Origin of the sequence: Marinobacter salexigens, from assembly GCF_018860765.1 — a bacterium.
GTDB classification, from domain to species: Bacteria; Pseudomonadota; Gammaproteobacteria; order Pseudomonadales; family Oleiphilaceae; genus Marinobacter; species Marinobacter salexigens_A.
This window is the reverse complement of the sequence record NZ_JAHKPV010000001.1, coordinates 919,139-934,771: the sequence shown is the minus strand read 5'-3', so window position 1 is coordinate 934,771 and position 15,633 is coordinate 919,139. Positions and strand designations below refer to the sequence as shown.

At 52.9% G+C, this 15,633-nt stretch carries 13 protein-coding genes; 6 read left to right on the top strand and 7 right to left on the bottom strand.

Features of this window, described 5'->3' with window-relative positions:
- Positions 1-18: 18 nt before the first annotated feature.
- The 4 genes from KO508_RS04215 to uvrD all read right to left on the bottom strand — a co-directional run bounded on the left by KO508_RS04215 (position 19) and on the right by uvrD (position 4,700).
- Positions 19-420: an ArsR/SmtB family transcription factor gene (locus tag KO508_RS04215; protein WP_216007052.1), complete on the bottom strand. Its 402-nt coding sequence runs from the start codon at positions 418-420 to the stop codon at positions 19-21.
- 102 nt (positions 421-522) lie between these two features.
- A complete protein-coding gene (locus KO508_RS04210) occupies positions 523-1,284 on the bottom strand; it encodes a type 1 glutamine amidotransferase (RefSeq protein WP_216007051.1) in 762 nt (253 codons plus the stop codon).
- Positions 1,271-2,293, bottom strand: a complete 1,023-nt coding sequence (locus KO508_RS04205) for a permease (protein ID WP_216007050.1) — start codon at positions 2,291-2,293, stop codon at positions 1,271-1,273. Before KO508_RS04205 ends, KO508_RS04210 begins: the two co-directional genes overlap by 14 nt.
- A gap of 241 nt (positions 2,294-2,534) precedes the next feature.
- Positions 2,535-4,700 carry a DNA helicase II gene (uvrD, locus tag KO508_RS04200; RefSeq protein WP_216007049.1) on the bottom strand — a complete coding sequence of 722 codons (2,166 nt, stop codon included), beginning with the start codon at positions 4,698-4,700 and terminating at the stop codon, positions 2,535-2,537.
- Between the two features lie 218 nt (positions 4,701-4,918).
- Between uvrD and KO508_RS04195 the strand changes: the two genes are divergently transcribed.
- The 3 genes from KO508_RS04195 to KO508_RS04185 are packed head-to-tail and all read left to right on the top strand — an operon-like array spanning position 4,919 to position 8,195.
- Positions 4,919-6,532 (top strand): methyl-accepting chemotaxis protein, encoded by a 1,614-nt coding sequence (locus KO508_RS04195; protein ID WP_216007048.1) that lies wholly within the window; start codon positions 4,919-4,921, stop codon positions 6,530-6,532.
- 32 nt (positions 6,533-6,564) lie between these two features.
- Positions 6,565-7,770, top strand: a complete 1,206-nt coding sequence (locus KO508_RS04190; protein WP_216007047.1) for a hypothetical protein — start codon at positions 6,565-6,567, stop codon at positions 7,768-7,770.
- An 11-nt stretch (positions 7,771-7,781) separates the two neighbouring features.
- Positions 7,782-8,195, top strand: a complete 414-nt coding sequence (locus KO508_RS04185; RefSeq protein WP_216007046.1) for a substrate-binding domain-containing protein — start codon at positions 7,782-7,784, stop codon at positions 8,193-8,195.
- Positions 8,196-8,261: 66 nt separating this feature from the next.
- On the opposite strand, the gene KO508_RS04180 is transcribed toward KO508_RS04185, so the two are convergent.
- Complete coding sequence (locus KO508_RS04180; protein ID WP_216007045.1) at positions 8,262-9,716, bottom strand: NAD-dependent succinate-semialdehyde dehydrogenase; 1,455 nt, start codon at positions 9,714-9,716, stop codon at positions 8,262-8,264.
- A gap of 246 nt (positions 9,717-9,962) precedes the next feature.
- Here KO508_RS04180 and KO508_RS04175 point away from each other — a divergent pair, with 246 nt between their 5' ends.
- Positions 9,963-10,976, top strand: a complete 1,014-nt coding sequence (locus KO508_RS04175; RefSeq protein ID WP_216007044.1) for a histone deacetylase family protein — start codon at positions 9,963-9,965, stop codon at positions 10,974-10,976.
- 5 nt (positions 10,977-10,981) lie between these two features.
- On the opposite strand, the gene thiI is transcribed toward KO508_RS04175, so the two are convergent.
- Positions 10,982-12,436, bottom strand: coding sequence for a tRNA uracil 4-sulfurtransferase ThiI (gene thiI, locus KO508_RS04170; protein ID WP_216007043.1), 1,455 nt, complete (start codon positions 12,434-12,436; stop codon positions 10,982-10,984).
- 110 nt (positions 12,437-12,546) lie between these two features.
- Here thiI and ppnN point away from each other — a divergent pair, with 110 nt between their 5' ends.
- On the top strand, positions 12,547-13,929 hold the full coding sequence (ppnN, locus tag KO508_RS04165) for a nucleotide 5'-monophosphate nucleosidase PpnN (protein WP_216007042.1): 1,383 nt from the start codon (positions 12,547-12,549) through the stop codon (positions 13,927-13,929).
- Positions 13,930-13,952: 23 nt separating this feature from the next.
- Here ppnN and KO508_RS04160 read toward each other — a convergent pair whose 3' ends face one another.
- Entirely contained in the window at positions 13,953-14,288 is a 336-nt protein-coding gene (locus KO508_RS04160; RefSeq protein ID WP_216007041.1) for a c-type cytochrome, read from the bottom strand.
- A 232-nt stretch (positions 14,289-14,520) separates the two neighbouring features.
- On the opposite strand from KO508_RS04160, the gene KO508_RS04155 reads away from it, so the two are divergent.
- The gene (locus KO508_RS04155) at positions 14,521-15,627 is read left to right on the top strand and encodes an enoyl-CoA hydratase/isomerase family protein (RefSeq protein ID WP_216007040.1); all 1,107 of its coding nucleotides are present in this window, start codon (positions 14,521-14,523) and stop codon (positions 15,625-15,627) included.
- The last annotated feature ends 6 nt before the right edge of the window (positions 15,628-15,633 follow it).

The following is a 15,633-nucleotide window of genomic DNA, read 5'->3' as shown; positions in this document are numbered from 1 at the left end:
GCGCCGAGCTTCGTTGAGCTAGCCCTTTTCCTGAATAATAGCAGCCCACTCCTGACTATCGGGCCCAAGGACACACTGGCCACTCTCGCGCATCTCCAGACGCAGACGGCATTTTTTAATTTCGTTTTCAAATTCTTGCTCAGGGATGCTTTTTACCGCCGCCAGGAGTCTGGCATGAAAAGGCGTCCCCTTTCTGTTGAGAGTATAGAAAACCCATTTCCCTTCCTTCTGCGCCGTCACCAGACCGGCTTTTTGCAGAATTTTCAGATTGCGAGAAACGTTGTAGTGGGTTTCACCAAGAACATCCATCGCTTCGGCTACGCATATCCGCTCATCAATCTGAACCAGCAGCCAGAAAAGCCGCAAACGATTCGGATCCGCTATAGCTTTCAAGCCTTCGACATAGTGACCATCCATCATTATGTTTCCAAACCTCCGTTTGGTTCGGATCTTAGGCCATTAGTAGCAGCGCAGCAATCCGGCGAACACCATTAACGCGCCACTCTGACCATAAGCCAGGCTTTACAGGACTGACCGCCCCAGTACGAAACCATTGAGCATCTGACAGACAGCTTCGCCATCATCAGCACCCAGCATTCCAAGCCGCGCACGGGCAACGCTCTTCTCATCAAATCGGGATTCAGCGAGCTTCAGAAACTCAGCAAAAAAGTTATGGGTAAACTCCGGATGTCCCTGTATGGTCAGAACCCTGTCGGCATGGCTCATCATATAATGGGGGCAGAATTCACTGCCCCCCAAAAGCTCAAACCCTTCAGCGGGCGTTATAACCTGATCCTGATGCATTGCATACAACGCCACAGAATTCTTGCTCGACAGGCCAGGTATCTGGCGACTCAGATTTATGGGATATATCCCCAACCCCCACCCGGCATCAGCCCGCTCAACACGCCCGCCTAAAGCATGGTGAATCATCTGGTGGCCAAAACAGATCCCCACCAGCCGCCGTCGCGCACTGTGAGCCTGCCGGATGAAGGAGCCTAGCTGGTCAATCCAGCGCTCCCGGTCAAACACGCTGGCCGGACTGCCACCGACCAGGTACGCATCTGCATCCGTTACCTTATCTGGCAACTCGCCTTTCCACGCATGCCAGAGCCTGACTTCAATATGTGCGTTACGCAACTGGAGCCGATCAATCAAACATCCCGCATAATTATCAAACATCGGTTGCAGGGCCGTGTGCACATCACCACACAACAACAAGCCAAGGCGCACCGGTCGTTCCTGTGAATGCTCGAAGCCAGAGCACGTATCAAAAGACGACACTGAAAATGACCCCTCCGACGATGGCCAGAGTGATCACAGTAATCACAAATGCCACAACCGCTTTTGGCTTAAGCACCGAAGAGATAATCGCGATTTCGGGCAAGCTGGCACCCGTCCCGCCGATTAGCAGGGCCATGGCTGCGCCCATGCCCATACCTTTGGCGATCAGTACCTGAAGCAGAGGAATAGCCATCTCGATTCGCAAATATAAGGGCACGCCAATAGCCGCTGCCACAGGAATGGCGTACCAGTTGTCGTCGCCAATATATTCTTCGACCAGCTCTGCGGGCAAAAAACCAGCAGACAATGCACTGATGACGGCACCAATCAGGACGTAGGGAATAATGCGTTTGAACAGTGCCCAGGCGAACCTCATAGCCAGCCGTAACCGTTCCTTGTGAGTCACCACAGCATCGCTGGGATAAGGCGCGCAAGCCGTAGCCATACACTCTTGCAGCGCCTCAGGGCCAGAACACTCATCCAACGTATTGTTTCCACTCTGACAAGAGGAAGTCGCAACCGGGCCAGTTGCCAACGCTGAACCACCACAGCTACTTACAGGCACTTCGGAGATTCTGCGGAAGGCAGTTTTTAGCGGGGTCAGACCAATCACGTAACCCGCAAGAACCGCCCCGGCAAGCGTCAGAACAAAGTACAGGAGCGCAACTTCCCACCCAAACACGGCAAAGATCAGACCAACCACCACGAAGTTGCACAGAGGTGCAGAGATCAGAAAGCCGAAAACCATCCCCATCGATGCTTTCATCTCAATCATACCCATGACAACTGGAACCATGGATGCACTGCAGAAGGGGGTAAGAGTACCTAACAGAGCGCCCACCAACGGCCCATGCTTTTCGTGCTTTGCCAGTTTCTTCTGCAGCTTCTCCTGCGGAATGTATTCCCGAATGATGCCCGTCAGGACCACAACTACAGCAATTATGAGAACCAGAGTACCACCTACGTGAAGCAGCTCCTCCAGAGCTACCGCCCAATTGTTCTTCTCCATAAACTCACCTGATATTGAAAGACAACTTTATAAATGCACATACGCGCATTTATGCATACGTTGCAATTTAACCAATAAAGTCGCTTCTGGCAAGCAAGAGATAGGAATCAGGCCAAAGACATCACCATCCTGATGATATACGCCGGCACTCCGGTGCCGGCATTAATAGCTGGGGCTGACTGAAAGGGCAGATTATTTATGGCGAAATAACAGGCGTTGACAGGAACGTCCGTTATTATCACTAGCAGGCTTCAAGGGGCGCATAGGCAAGCACCAGCCATTTTGCCCCCTCATCAAAGTTCACCTGCACCCGCGTGTGATGGCCACTGCCTTCGGCATTCAGAACAACACCCTCTCCAAACTTGGGGTGCCGCACTCTTTGCCCCAAACTGAATCCGGACTGCTGAGCAGAATCCTGACTGAACAAACCTTCGTTCGGGCGATCCATCATAGCCGGGCGGGTCACCGTGTTACGCAACCGCACTTCCTGAAGGCAATCACCGGGAATTTCCCGCACGAAGCGAGAAAGTGCATTGAACTTTTCTTGCCCATATAGCCTGCGAGACTCGGCGTAAGTAATCACCAACTTTTTCATGGCACGAGTAATACCTACATAGGCCAGTCGTCGCTCCTCCTCCATACGCCCCGGCTCTTCCAGAGACATGCTATGGGGAAATAGCCCCTCTTCGACACCGGCAAGAAACACGAGAGGGAACTCCAAACCCTTGGCGGAATGCAGGGTCATCAACTGCACGCTATCTTCGTGATCACCCGCCTGAGACTCGCCAGCATCCAGCGCTGCCTGAGCAATGAATTCCGAGAGCGGATCAACGCCCTCCTCCACCTCAAAATCCGATAAGGCGTTGACCAGTTCTTCTAGGTTTTCAACTCGGGCCTGACCCTTTTCTCCTTTCTCGCTGGCGTGATAGTCCTTAAGACCGCTGGCTTCAATGGTCTGTTTCATCAGACCGTGAAGCGATGCTTCCTCGGCCATAACGGACAGCTCTTCAATGACCCTAATGAACTTTTGTAAGCCAGTTTTAGCCCGGCCTTTAACCTGTTCAGCTTCCAACAGGCGCTCTGCGGATTCCCATAGCGATACGCTTTGGTTGGTAGCGTACTCACGCAGTTCCGCCAGACTTTTAGCGCCAATGCCCCGGGTCGGCACGTTCACTACCCGCTCGAAGGCGGCATCGTCTCGGCGATAATGCACCAGCCGCAAATACGCCAAAGCGTTGCGGATTTCCTGACGATCATAGAAGCGCAGGCCGCCATACACGCGGTACGGGATACCTTGGCGCATCAAGGACTCTTCCAACACCCTAGACTGGGCGTTGGAGCGGTACAGGATGGCGGATTCGCTGCGCAAATTGCCCTCACTTACCCAGCTGGAAATGCTATCGGCAATGTAATTGGCTTCGTCCTGTTCATTGAATGCGGCATACAGGCTGACGGGTTCGCCTTCTACGCCATCGGTCCAGAGCTCCTTGCCTAACCGGCCTTGGTTATTGGCAATGACTGAGTTAGCAGCTTTCAGAATCAACTGTGTGGAGCGGTAGTTTTGCTCTAGCCGAACCAACCGGGCATTGGGAAAGTCTCGCTGGTATTGCTGGATATTCTCGATTTTGGCGCCGCGCCAGCCGTAGATGGATTGGTCGTCATCACCTACCACTGTTAAGGGAACACGGTTGCCCGCCAGAACCTGCAGCCATGCGTACTGGATGGTGTTCGTATCCTGAAACTCATCCACGAGCATATGCTGAAAACGTTGCTGGTAATGCGCCAAAAGCTCCGGGCGATGCAACCAAAGCTCGTGAGAGCGCAACAGCAGCTCACCAAAATCTACCAGCCCGCTTTGTTGGCAAAGTTGCTCGTAGCGGCGGTATACCTTCAACATGGTGGAGGTAAAATGATCTGCTGGGTTTTCCTGAATATGGTCAGCTCGCAGGCCCTCGTCTTTCTGACTGCTGATAAACCACTGGGCCTGTTTTGGCGGGAACTTGCTCTCGTCAATCTGCGCTTCACGCATCACCCGCTTAACCATGCGCAGCTGATCGTCACTGTCCAGCACCTGAAAGTTCTCTGGCAGCCCGGCATCCTTCGAATGTGCCCGTAGCAAACGGTGGGCAATACCGTGGAAGGTGCCAAACCAAAGGCCCCGCGACGGGATATTCATCATCTCTTCGATGCGGTAACGCATCTCTTTAGCAGCTTTATTGGTGAAGGTAACCGCCAAAATGCCTGTCGGTGGAACGCGATCCACCTGCATCAACCACGCAATCCGATGCACCAGCACCCGAGTTTTGCCACTCCCTGCACCGGCCAGCACTAACAAATGGTCGTTCTGTGCTGTGACTGCCTCACGCTGGGCATCATTCAGGGAATCGATAATGTGAGAGACATCCATGGGGCAGATCGCTGTAGTCCGGTGAATTGAGAATTCAGGCTGCGGATTATAACAACTCAGCGCCAAACCTGCGCTGATGCGTACATTTCACTATCAAGTTCCGCTCACATTGGCCGTCAACAGAAAATAACAGTACGAAACACAATTAGCATTTCGTCTAACAATAGCAACCTATAAGCTTGCCCTGCGCATTTGGGTTGTCCCTTCAGGAAGAGACTATGTTGTCAGCACTTAAAATTTCTCAAAAGCTTGGTCTACTTGTCAGCATTGCCATCTTGGCCTTCCTGATAAGCCAAGGTTTTGCCTTTATGACCGAGCGGTCCAACTCTGAGCGCCTGAGCGAAGTAAAAGATCGCCTCTACCCAACACTGGAACTGACCACAATCAACGAGGGTCAGCTAAAGTTGATGGAGCAGCAAATCAGCGGCTCAGTGACCACGGGTGATGACCAACAGCTAAAATCAACCCAAGCTTATCGCGACACCATCACAACCAACCTAAATAAAATCGCAGAGCTGAACCCCAACCAGACTGACACTGCCCGGAAGCTAAGTCGGGACCTGGATAGCTATTACAACAATGCCACCCGCATAGCGACCACGATTATTGATGGTACCGCCGATTTTAGCCGCATCGGCGATGATGCAGCGCGTAACGCCGAGCGTCTGGAGCAGCTGCAAGCCGGGCTGAACACAATGCTGGAAACCAATCGCGGCCAGTTTCAAGATGCTATTTCTGAAACCGTTGAAGCCTCAAGCCAAGCACAAACTTTGGCTCTCATTATTCTCGTCGTTACGGTGATTGTACTAATCGCAATCAGCTTGGTGATCGGGCGTTCGATATCTTCCAGTCTTACTCAAATTATTGACTCCCTAAAAAACATGGCCTCTGGCGAGGGCGACCTAACCCAGCGCTTGAATTATGAAGGCCGGGATGAGCTCCGAGAGCTGGTTAACCAATTCAACCTGTTCGTTGCCAAGCTGCACAATTCCTTTGCCACCATCAGCGACGATGTGAATGGTCTCAATACAGCCACCGGACACCTAACTGACGCTAGTCGGGCCAATCTCGAGCGCATTAGCAGTCAAGCGCAGGCCATCTCATCTACACGTAACTCGGTCGATGAACTGGTGAAAAGTGTTGAAGAAGTTGCCGGGTTTGCCTCCAGTGCATCCGACCAGACTCAAGATGCGGCACGCTTTGCCCAGTCGGGGCAGGAGAAGGTCCAGAATAACGTCGCAACCATCCGCGAGCTGGTAAACGAAATTGAGAATACGGCAGGTTTGGTGAACCAGTTTGATGAGTTCTCCGCGCGGGTCGGCGGCTTACTCGATACCATTCAAACCGTCGCAGAGCAAACCAACCTGTTGGCCTTGAATGCTGCCATTGAAGCAGCCCGTGCGGGTGAGCATGGTCGCGGCTTCGCAGTGGTCGCCGATGAAGTACGGGGGCTCGCCGTGCGCACACACAAAGCAACCGAAGAAATTCAGGGTGTCATTTCAGAGCTTTCCAAGCTTTCTTCCTCAGCAGTTACCTCCATGAAATCCAGCGTAAGCAAGGCTCATGAAGGTGTTGAAGCGACTACCGAATCCGGCGAAATACTTTCCCGAATTCTGCAGAACGTGCAGCAGATCAGTGAGTTGAACGAACAGATTGCTGCCGCAACTTACGAACAAAGCACTACATTTAATGAAGTAACCACATACATGACGGATATGCACCGGAACGCCGAGGCAGTCATGGAAAGCACCGACGAGCTGGATAGCGTTAGCCGCGATATCCAGAGCGTCAGCAATGGTCTTCAGACTGTTGCCAGCCAGTTCCGCGTGTAAATCAACCACGAAAGCGTACGGATAGAAAACCTATGAAAAGATTGCTACATCTCGCGCCACTGGCCTTAGCCATTGCGGCGAGCTCCGCTTCTGCCCAAAGCACCGAAGACACATTAGCCAACATGCAGCAGCAGCTCAATTCCATGCAACAACAGTTGAACGCTGCCAAAAATGACCGCGTACGTTTCAACGGTTTCTTCAGCACGGGCGTAGCACGGGCGAGTAACGACGCTGGCTATACCGGCATCACTGAAAAAACAAACGTGGCTGACCTTAGCTTGCTGGCACTGCAAGGCACGTTTGATGTAACTGAAAAGAGCCAAGCGGTTCTTCAACTGGTCGGCCGTGGTGCTGATGACTGGGAGCCACAGGTAGAGTGGGCGTACCTAAGCCACCGTCCTACCAATAACTTGCAGTTGCGAGCGGGTAAAATGCGCATCCCGTTCTTCATGTACTCCGACTCCCTTGAAGTTGGCTACGCTCAGCCCTGGGCACGCCCACCTCAAAGCGTTTACGGCCCCATTGCGATTACCAGTTATGTTGGCGCCGACGCTACGTATAACTTCAATTTCGATGACTCATCGCTCACAGTAACCGGCTTCACCGGCTTCACCGACGAAGACGGCAACTCCGGTGATGTGCAACTGCGTAATATTGGCGGTCTTAACCTGACATGGACTGACTATGTTTGGACGCTACGAGGTGTCGCAGCAACAGCGGAAACCTATGTTGACGCCACACGCCTTGGTAGGCTAGCCGCAAGTCAAGGTATTACCCTGCCAGCTGGCATCACTCAGTTGGCCACAAATGACCGAGGCAACTTTTACGGCATTGGCGCAAGCTACGATGACGGCAGCTGGCAGATCGTCTCGGAAGTCACCCGGGCAGAAGTAGACGGTAAGTTTGCCGACACTGATTCTGCTTACCTATCTATTGGTCATCGCTTTGGCAACTGGATGCCCTATATAGCCACAGGTTGGACAGAAAGCATGGATGATGACGAGCGGACAGGTGCATTCATTCCCGGCGCTGTCCCTGAGTCAATCCTCAACTATCAGCGCACTGAGTATAGTGTTGGTACACGCTGGGACATTACCCCTGGGGTAGCAATTAAAGCAGACGTTACTCACGTTCGTGGGCTGGATAAGGGTTATGGCAACCTGAACACCGCGTACATGCTCTCAAACGATACTGAAAGCACCAACGTCTACACCCTAAAACTCGACTCGGCGTTTTAACGGAGGCCTCCATGAAAAAGCTAAGCCTGATTTTTGCGGCCAGCTTGCTGGTCAGCCCCCTCGCATTGGCTGATGTTGTGATTATTGGTAACCCCGCAGGCCCGGATAACCTCACCGACAACCTTGTGCGCGACCTGTACCTGAACCGCAGCAAAGCGCTTCCAGACGGGCAAAAAGCCACACCGTTCGAGCTACCCGAAGGCAGCCCGGTGCGTGCTCAGTTTCACGACAAGATCACAGGGCGGAACGATGCCCAGCTCAAGGCATTCTGGTCTAAGCAGGTGTTTACTGGCCGCGGCCAGCCACCCGCAGAAGCCGCCAGCCCGGCTGCGATGAAAGCTCAGGTTGCATCAACACCTGGCAGCATTGGCTATATTGATGAAGCCGATGTAGACGGCTCGGTAAAGGTTATTCTTAAGCCTTAACCAGCAGTCTTAAACAAAGAAGGCGAGCCACGGCTCGCCTTCTTTGTTTAAACTCCAAGCTTCAAATCAGAAGCCTCTTGGTATGGTCTGGGCTTCAACAAACTCAAACAACCCTTCCAACCCGCCTTCACGACCTGTACCAGACGCTTTCATGCCACCAAAAGGTGCTTCAGGCGTTGGTCCGGTGCCAGTATTCCATCCCACATGGCCGAACCGCAAGCCCGCAGCAACACGCTGGGCACGCTCTGCATCGGCGGTGAACACATAGGAGGCTAAACCAAACTCGGTATCATTCCCGGCTTCGATGACCTCTTCCTCGCTACTGAAGCTAGCCATAGGCACCAGTGGTCCGAAGGTTTCTTCCCGAGAGCAGCACATATCTGGCGTTACACCTGAGACAACCGTTGGCGGGAAGAACAAGTGCCCCTCGCCCAAATCGCCCGGCTGTTTGCCAGCGACCAATGATGCACCTTTACTTAGGGCATCTTCCAAATGGCGCTTCACCTTGTCAAAACCAGCTTTGTTAATGAGCGGACCAAGGTCAACATCACCTGTAATACCATCCCCAACTGTCATTTTGTTCACCCGCTCCGCGAGCTTTTCACCGAAGGAGTCTATGACCTTCTCGTGAACAAAAATCCGGTTTGCACACACACAGGTTTGGCCACCGCCTCGGAATTTGTTAGCAATCAGGTTGTCTGCAGCAACGTCCAGATCCGCATCCTCAAACACGATAAACGGTGCGTTGCCACCCAACTCCAAAGCCAGCTTTTTAATCTGGTCGGCGGTATCCACCACCAGCTTGCGGCCCACCTCTGTGGAACCGGTAAAGCTCAGCATGGGCACATCGGGGCTTTCACACAAAACCTTGCCAATCACGCTGGCCTTGCCCATTACCAGATTCACCATGCCATCTGGCAGACTCACGTGTTGGTCTATCAGTTTGAACAACGCAATCATGGTCAAGGGCGTTTCACTGGCGGGCTTAATTACAGACGGACAACCCGCTGCCAAAGCGGCTGAAAGCTTTTTCGCAATCATGCCGATAGGGAAATTCCAAGGGGTGATAAGCCCGGTGACACCAATGGGGCGGTAGTGCACAGCCCAGGTGCAGTCTTTCGGTTTTTCCGGCAACGTGTGGGCGTCCAATGCTTGAATGTGCTTAGCGCAATAATCAAAGAAACCAGCAGCGTAATCCACTTCGCCCTGAGCTTCGTTCAACGGCTTACCGTGTTCCAAACAGAGTATTCGACCTACTTCTTCCTTGTTTGCCCTAAGTGCATCACGGATATCTTCCAGCCATTTTCTGCGGGTTTCGATGGTGTAGGGAGTGGTCAGTTGTAATGCGGATTTTCCGGCAGTGACCGCCGCCTTCACCTCACTTTCAGACATAGAAGCGACTTTGGCAATCACCTCACCCGTTGCCGGGTTGTAGACATCAAAGGTATTGCCGTGCTCATTGTCCGTCCAGCGACCGCCGATGTAGCCAGTCATCTTTCCTAGCAGTGGTGACTCGATCATTTCGGCTCCTATTCAGTCAGTAACGACACCCACAAAGGTGCACAGTTGCGTTGGTTGAATCTGTCTTCCATAGTGGATGCTGAATCACTACCTGTAAAGTCGATGTCTCGGCTTTTGACCATTCTTCATCTGTGCCTATACTCCCAATGCCTATATCAAAAGTGTCTGCATTCGTAGTACAAAGAAAGTGCAGAAAAAGCACAGAAACCGTACCGAAGCAGTACCGGAAACTCAGGAGGTCGGATAATGAAAGCGTTTTTCCATCCCGCGCAAGATAAGCACTCTCCCCAGTCATACTTTACGCGGGGCCAAATGCGTCAGCCTCAAGAGGTACCGGACCGCACCAGCCAGATGCTGGAGGGCTTGAAGGAAATGGGGATACCGGTATTGCAGCCTTCAGATCAAGGCGGTAGGCCAATTTCCAAGGTGCACGATCTAGGGTATTTACGTTTTCTCGAATCGGCTCACCGACGCTGGAAAGAGATGGACGACTGGGGTGAGGAAGTCATGTCCAATATCTTCGTTCGCTCCCCAAACCACTTGTCAGGCATTCTGGCAGAGGCTGCGCGCTATCAGTCCGACGGTAGCAGTCCCATAGGCGAGCACACTTGGGAGGCTGCCTACTGGTCTGCGCAAACCGCTCTGGGTGCCGCAGATGCTCTCATGGCAGGCGACCGCACAGCCTACGCTGTATGCCGCCCACCTGGACATCATGCCCGCAAAGACTCCGCAGGCGGTTTTTGCTACCTCAACAACGCCGCCATTGCGGCCGAGCACATGAAGCCCCGGTTTCCGCGTTTGGTGATTCTAGATACTGACATGCACCATGGTCAGGGTATTCAAGAAATTTTCTACGACCGCAGCGATGTGCTCTATATATCCATTCACGGCGACCCCACCAACTTCTACCCGGTGGTGTCTGGTTTCGAGAATGAGCGCGGCGAAGGCGAGGGCTACGGCTACAACATCAACCTGCCCATGCCCCACGGCTCATCCGAGAATGATTTTTTCAAAAAGCTTGAGGAGGCCATAGCGGCCATCAAGTTATATCAGCCAGACGCTCTGATACTGACTTTGGGCTTTGACATCTACAAAGATGACCCTCAGGCCAAGGTGTCGGTATCGTCAGAAGGCTTCTGCCGACTTAGCACCCACATGCGACAGCTTGGCCTGCCAACACTCGTCGTGCAGGAAGGCGGCTACGATCTAGACACTCTTAGCGAGAACGTGCAGCAGTTCTTCAGGGGTCTGGCTGGCTGATACCATTAAGAGGCTGGTGCGTAAACTTTTACGTTTGCGTGCCCGTCTGCTTTCAGGTTTACAGCGTGCATCTGGCTCATAGTGCCGCGATCACAGTACAGCAGATACTGGCGAGTGGAAGGTAGCTCTGGAAGCTTTCGGCTCAATTCGTAAAACGGAATTTTAAGCACTTCATTGCCGGTAAGCACTAGCGGCGACAATTCGCCCTCCGCCGGATGGCGCACGTCAATAATCACATCCGTTACCGCTGGCGTTTTCACCAGATCAACCTCTTCCGGCGTGGTGGTACTTTCCAGCAAACCCTCAACGGGTGTTTCCTCGCGGGCTTCAATAGCCTGCGTCAGAACCCGCGGGTCCATCTCTGCTTCATCAGCCTCTACCCGATGCAGGCGAGCACGCGTAGCGGGCTTCTGGGAGATAACGCCGCAGTACTCGGGCATGCTTCTGGCATAGGATTCCGTGCCGATTTCCCGGGCAATCTTGATAATGGATTCTTTGTCCATGGCGACCAGTGGCCGCAAAACCACCTCATCGCTGGCACGATCAACCACATTCAAGTTGGTTAGGGTTTGGCTTGAAACCTGAGCCACCGCATCACCGGTTACCAAACCAACAGCGTTGTTGCTTTGCGCTATTTCGCTGGCGGCCTTTAGCATTTGCCGTTTGAGCACCACACCCCAATGCCGGTGGCCAACGGAACGCATAATTTCTTCCACCACGCCCTCAAAAGGCACGGAGATAAACTTGGCGCCATGGGAAGCGCCGTAGCGACTCCACACATAGTGAACCACTTGACGCACACCCACTTCGTGCGCCACGCCACCCAGATTGAAAAACAGGAAATGGCTGCGTAAACCTCTGCGCAACATCAGATAGGCCGCGACAGATGAATCATAGCCCCCCGATACCAGAGTCATAACGTTCTCTACACTGCCCAGCGGGTAACCACCTAAGCCACGATGCCTGCGATGGGCAATGTGAAACTGGTCATCACGCAATTCGATACGCACTTCCACTTGAGGCGTGCGCAAATCAACGCTGGCGCCAGAAGCTGATTGCATGAGGGCGCTGCCGACTGCGCGTTGAAGATCTACTGAGCAGAAGTCATGTTCACCGTGGCGCCGTGCACGAACCGCAAACGATTTACCGTCGAGGCGCCCCGCGAATGCTTCCACCGCTTTTTCTGCCATATCCTCAAGGCTAAGAAACGGAAAGGCCGCGATTTCCTGAATGGTGGAAATACCAGGAATGCGCAAAAGCTCATCCACAACGACGCCATTCAAACTCCGACCCTCGGGTACTTCCACATCTACCCTGTCCCAACTGCCGTCGACCACAATGTCGGGATCCAGCCGGGCCAGAAGTTTACGGACATTCTGGCGCAGGTGGCGCATTTGGCGGCGGCGAACAGGCTTGCTTTTAATGGCTACTTCCGGGGCGGGACGGATTAACAGTTTCATAAGTGGGCATTTTGTCGGATGGTGTATGATCACAGAGGCGCATAGTGTAACGTTTTGGCTCTATGCCTCAAAATCGGGTATTACCGCAGCACTCAGGAGCTTTTCCATTAATGACCGAACCCACCATCAATGCCCTTGTATCACCTGAGGGCAGTCTGGAAATACTGTCCAATCACGAAGTTAATCTGCTAAAAGACCGAAGCGAGGGTGGCCTGTACCGGTTATTCAGACAATGTGCTTTAGCGGTTCTGAACACAGGTGTCGTGACCGATGACTGCCAGGACTTGATGGAAGCCCATACGGACTTTGATATACGCCTGATCCCCCAGCCCAGGGGCCTAAAACTGGAACTGATCAACGCACCTGCACACGCGTTTGTGGATAACGAGATGCTCCGGGCTATTCGTGAACACCTGTTCTCTGTGTTACGGGATATTGTATACAGCCACTCGACACCCCAGTTTGCAAAGGCTCTGAAGAGCAAAGAGCCGGAAGACCTAACCAACATGGTGTTTCACATTCTGCGCAACGCCAGAGTGCTGCAGCCGGGTCGCCAGCCTGATCTGATTGTTTGCTGGGGCGGGCACTCGATCAGCCATGACGAGTACCAGTACAGCAAAGAAGTCGGGCACCAGCTTGGCCTGCGAGAGTTGAGCATTTGCACCGGTTGCGGCCCCGGTGCTATGAAAGGCCCCATGAAAGGCGCCACCATCGCCCACGCCAAACAGCGCATTAAAAACGGTCGCTACATTGGTATTACCGAGCCCGGCATTATCGGTGCTGAAGCACCAAACCCCATTGTTAACGAACTGGTGATAATGCCGGATATCGAAAAGCGGCTAGAAGCCTTCGTACGCTGTGGCCATGGCGTAGTGGTTTTCCCCGGTGGCGTAGGTACCGCAGAGGAAATCCTTTACCTACTCGGAATACTGTTGCACCCGGATAACGCAGACCTGCCCTTCCCTGTGGTATTTACCGGACGACCAGAGAACGCTGAGTATTTCGAGATGATCGACAAGTTCATTCGCAACGCTCTGGGGGATGAGGCTGCCAACAAGTATGAAATCATCATCGACGATCCAGTGCGGGTGGCACAGGCAATGAAAAAGGGGATGCACGATGTCGAAACCTTCCGCCGTGCCATGCAGGATGCATACTATTTTAACTGGATGCTAAAAATCGACCCAGTGTTCCAGCAGCCGTTCGAGCCGGATCACAAGAGTATGCTTGCTTTGGAACTACACCGTGACCAGCCCGTACACCTGATTGCGGCAAATCTGCGAAAGGCCTTCAGTGGCATTGTCGCTGGCAACGTAAAAGAAGGGGGTATTCGACAGATTCAGGAAAAGGGACCGTTTGAAATTGCGGGCGACCCAACCCTGATTAAACCTCTAGAGGCTATGTTGGAGCAGTTTGTGGCCCAGAACCGCATGAAATTACCGGGCACATCCGCATATCGTCCGAGCTACCGTATCGTCAGTACAGCAGCCTGAGCTGCCGTACTGATAAATAACGCTTACTTACCGCCAGCAGGCAGGCTCGCGTAATAAGCCGCCAGATTGGCAATATCTTCATCACTCAGTGCTGCGGCCTGTCCCTGCATGATGGCCGCTTGACCACCGTTACGCTGCTTGTTTTTGTAAGCTTTCAGGGAAGAAGCCAAATATTGCTCGTGCTGGCCTGCCAGATTAGGGTACATCGGGATCTGGGCAATGCCATTCTGACCGTGGCAAGCAGCGCAAACAGCTGCTTTTGCCTTACCCGCAGCGGCATCACCGGCAGCGGAAGCCGCAGCAGGAACTGCAGCGCTCAGTGCAAAAAGACCTGCAACAGCATAGTGTTTAAGTTTCATTATGATTAACCTCTCATCATCGTTTTAAGTTTTGAAACCGGTGCCCTAAACTTTAGTGCGTTTAAACCGGACAATAACTGTTTCGAACTTATATCACAGCGATACCAGAGCGCAAATGCCATAGATCAATGCAGTTTTTTCAACGTTCGCTCACTTTCACTTTCCGTCAGTTAAGGAGATGATACGAACGAAAATTGCATCAGAGATTATTTATCGCCCGGAGACACTGTTAATGTCTGTAGAGGTTCAAGAACTCCCCTGCCGCGAAGGCCATATCGGCTTGCTAACGCTAAACACCCCCTCCACACTAAACGCGCTCACTGAAGAGATGATCGTCACCATCAGAAGTAGCCTAAAACGCTGGGCTGAAGACGACCGCATTTGTATCTTAGTGATACGCGGCACCGGAGCAAAAAGCTTCTGCGCTGGCGGTGACATTCAGTTTTTGTACCGCTCATTAACGGGTGCAGAAAAGCCCGAATCGGCCTTTAGCGTTTTCCGGCACGAGTATGAACTGGATTATACCCTGCACAGGTTTCCCAAGCCGGTTGTGGGTATTGGACACGGCATAATTATGGGTGGTGGGCTGGGCCTGTTTTCCGCTTGTCGCTATCGGTTGCTTACGCCAGACGCAACTCTGGCCATGCCAGAGATGTCTATTGGACTGTTTCCAGACGTTGGTGCCAGCTGGTTCCTGAATCGCCTGCCGGGGCGTCTTGGTCTGTTTATGGGCCTTACCGGCGCACGTCTGAACGTGACTGACGCACTGCGTGTCGGACTAGCGGATATAGCCCTGCCAAACAGTGATCATCAATGCCTGCTTCATAGCTTACAGGAAGAGGCTTGGAGTGGCCGTGTAGCCAGTGATGACAGCCGTCTGACCCAATTATTGAGCCAATTTGAAACCCCGGATTACTCCGCGCTGCCCACCGGTCATTTAGAGTTACACGAACGGGATATTGCAAGATTGTGTGCGGGCATCAGCTTACCGGAGATCATCGACCAACTGCTTGCGGCTCATGTCGAATCCGAATGGTGGCAAGCCTGCATGAAAACACTGAAAGGGGGATGCCCGGTATCTGCTTGGCTTATCTGGAATCAGCTTAAGAAAGCCCAACAGATGACTCTAAAAGACGTATTCAGAATGGAATTGGCCATGGTGTGGGAATGCTTGCGCAGGCCCGATCTGACAGAAGGCATAAGAGCCAGACTGATAGACCGCGACCAGAACCCGCAGTGGTCTTATGATGGCATCAAAGAAGTGCCCCAATCCGTTGTCGACGCCCACTTCTTACCCGTATGGAACGACGAAACAGACCCCATGCAGCTTGGGAAATAGGGGCCC

Coding starts and splice junctions, on each gene's coding strand:
- KO508_RS04215 (WP_216007052.1), bottom strand. CDS start 420: ATGATGGATGGTCACTATGTCGAAGGCTTGAAAGCTATAGCGGATCCG.
- KO508_RS04205 (WP_216007050.1), bottom strand. CDS start 2,293: ATGGAGAAGAACAATTGGGCGGTAGCTCTGGAGGAGCTGCTTCACGTA.
- uvrD (WP_216007049.1), bottom strand. CDS start 4,700: ATGGATGTCTCTCACATTATCGATTCCCTGAATGATGCCCAGCGTGAG.
- KO508_RS04195 (WP_216007048.1), top strand. CDS start 4,919: ATGTTGTCAGCACTTAAAATTTCTCAAAAGCTTGGTCTACTTGTCAGC.
- KO508_RS04190 (WP_216007047.1), top strand. CDS start 6,565: ATGAAAAGATTGCTACATCTCGCGCCACTGGCCTTAGCCATTGCGGCG.
- KO508_RS04185 (WP_216007046.1), top strand. CDS start 7,782: ATGAAAAAGCTAAGCCTGATTTTTGCGGCCAGCTTGCTGGTCAGCCCC.
- KO508_RS04180 (WP_216007045.1), bottom strand. CDS start 9,716: ATGATCGAGTCACCACTGCTAGGAAAGATGACTGGCTACATCGGCGGT.
- KO508_RS04175 (WP_216007044.1), top strand. CDS start 9,963: ATGAAAGCGTTTTTCCATCCCGCGCAAGATAAGCACTCTCCCCAGTCA.
- thiI (WP_216007043.1), bottom strand. CDS start 12,436: ATGAAACTGTTAATCCGTCCCGCCCCGGAAGTAGCCATTAAAAGCAAG.
- ppnN (WP_216007042.1), top strand. CDS start 12,547: ATGACCGAACCCACCATCAATGCCCTTGTATCACCTGAGGGCAGTCTG.
- KO508_RS04160 (WP_216007041.1), bottom strand. CDS start 14,288: ATGAAACTTAAACACTATGCTGTTGCAGGTCTTTTTGCACTGAGCGCT.
- KO508_RS04155 (WP_216007040.1), top strand. CDS start 14,521: ATGTCTGTAGAGGTTCAAGAACTCCCCTGCCGCGAAGGCCATATCGGC.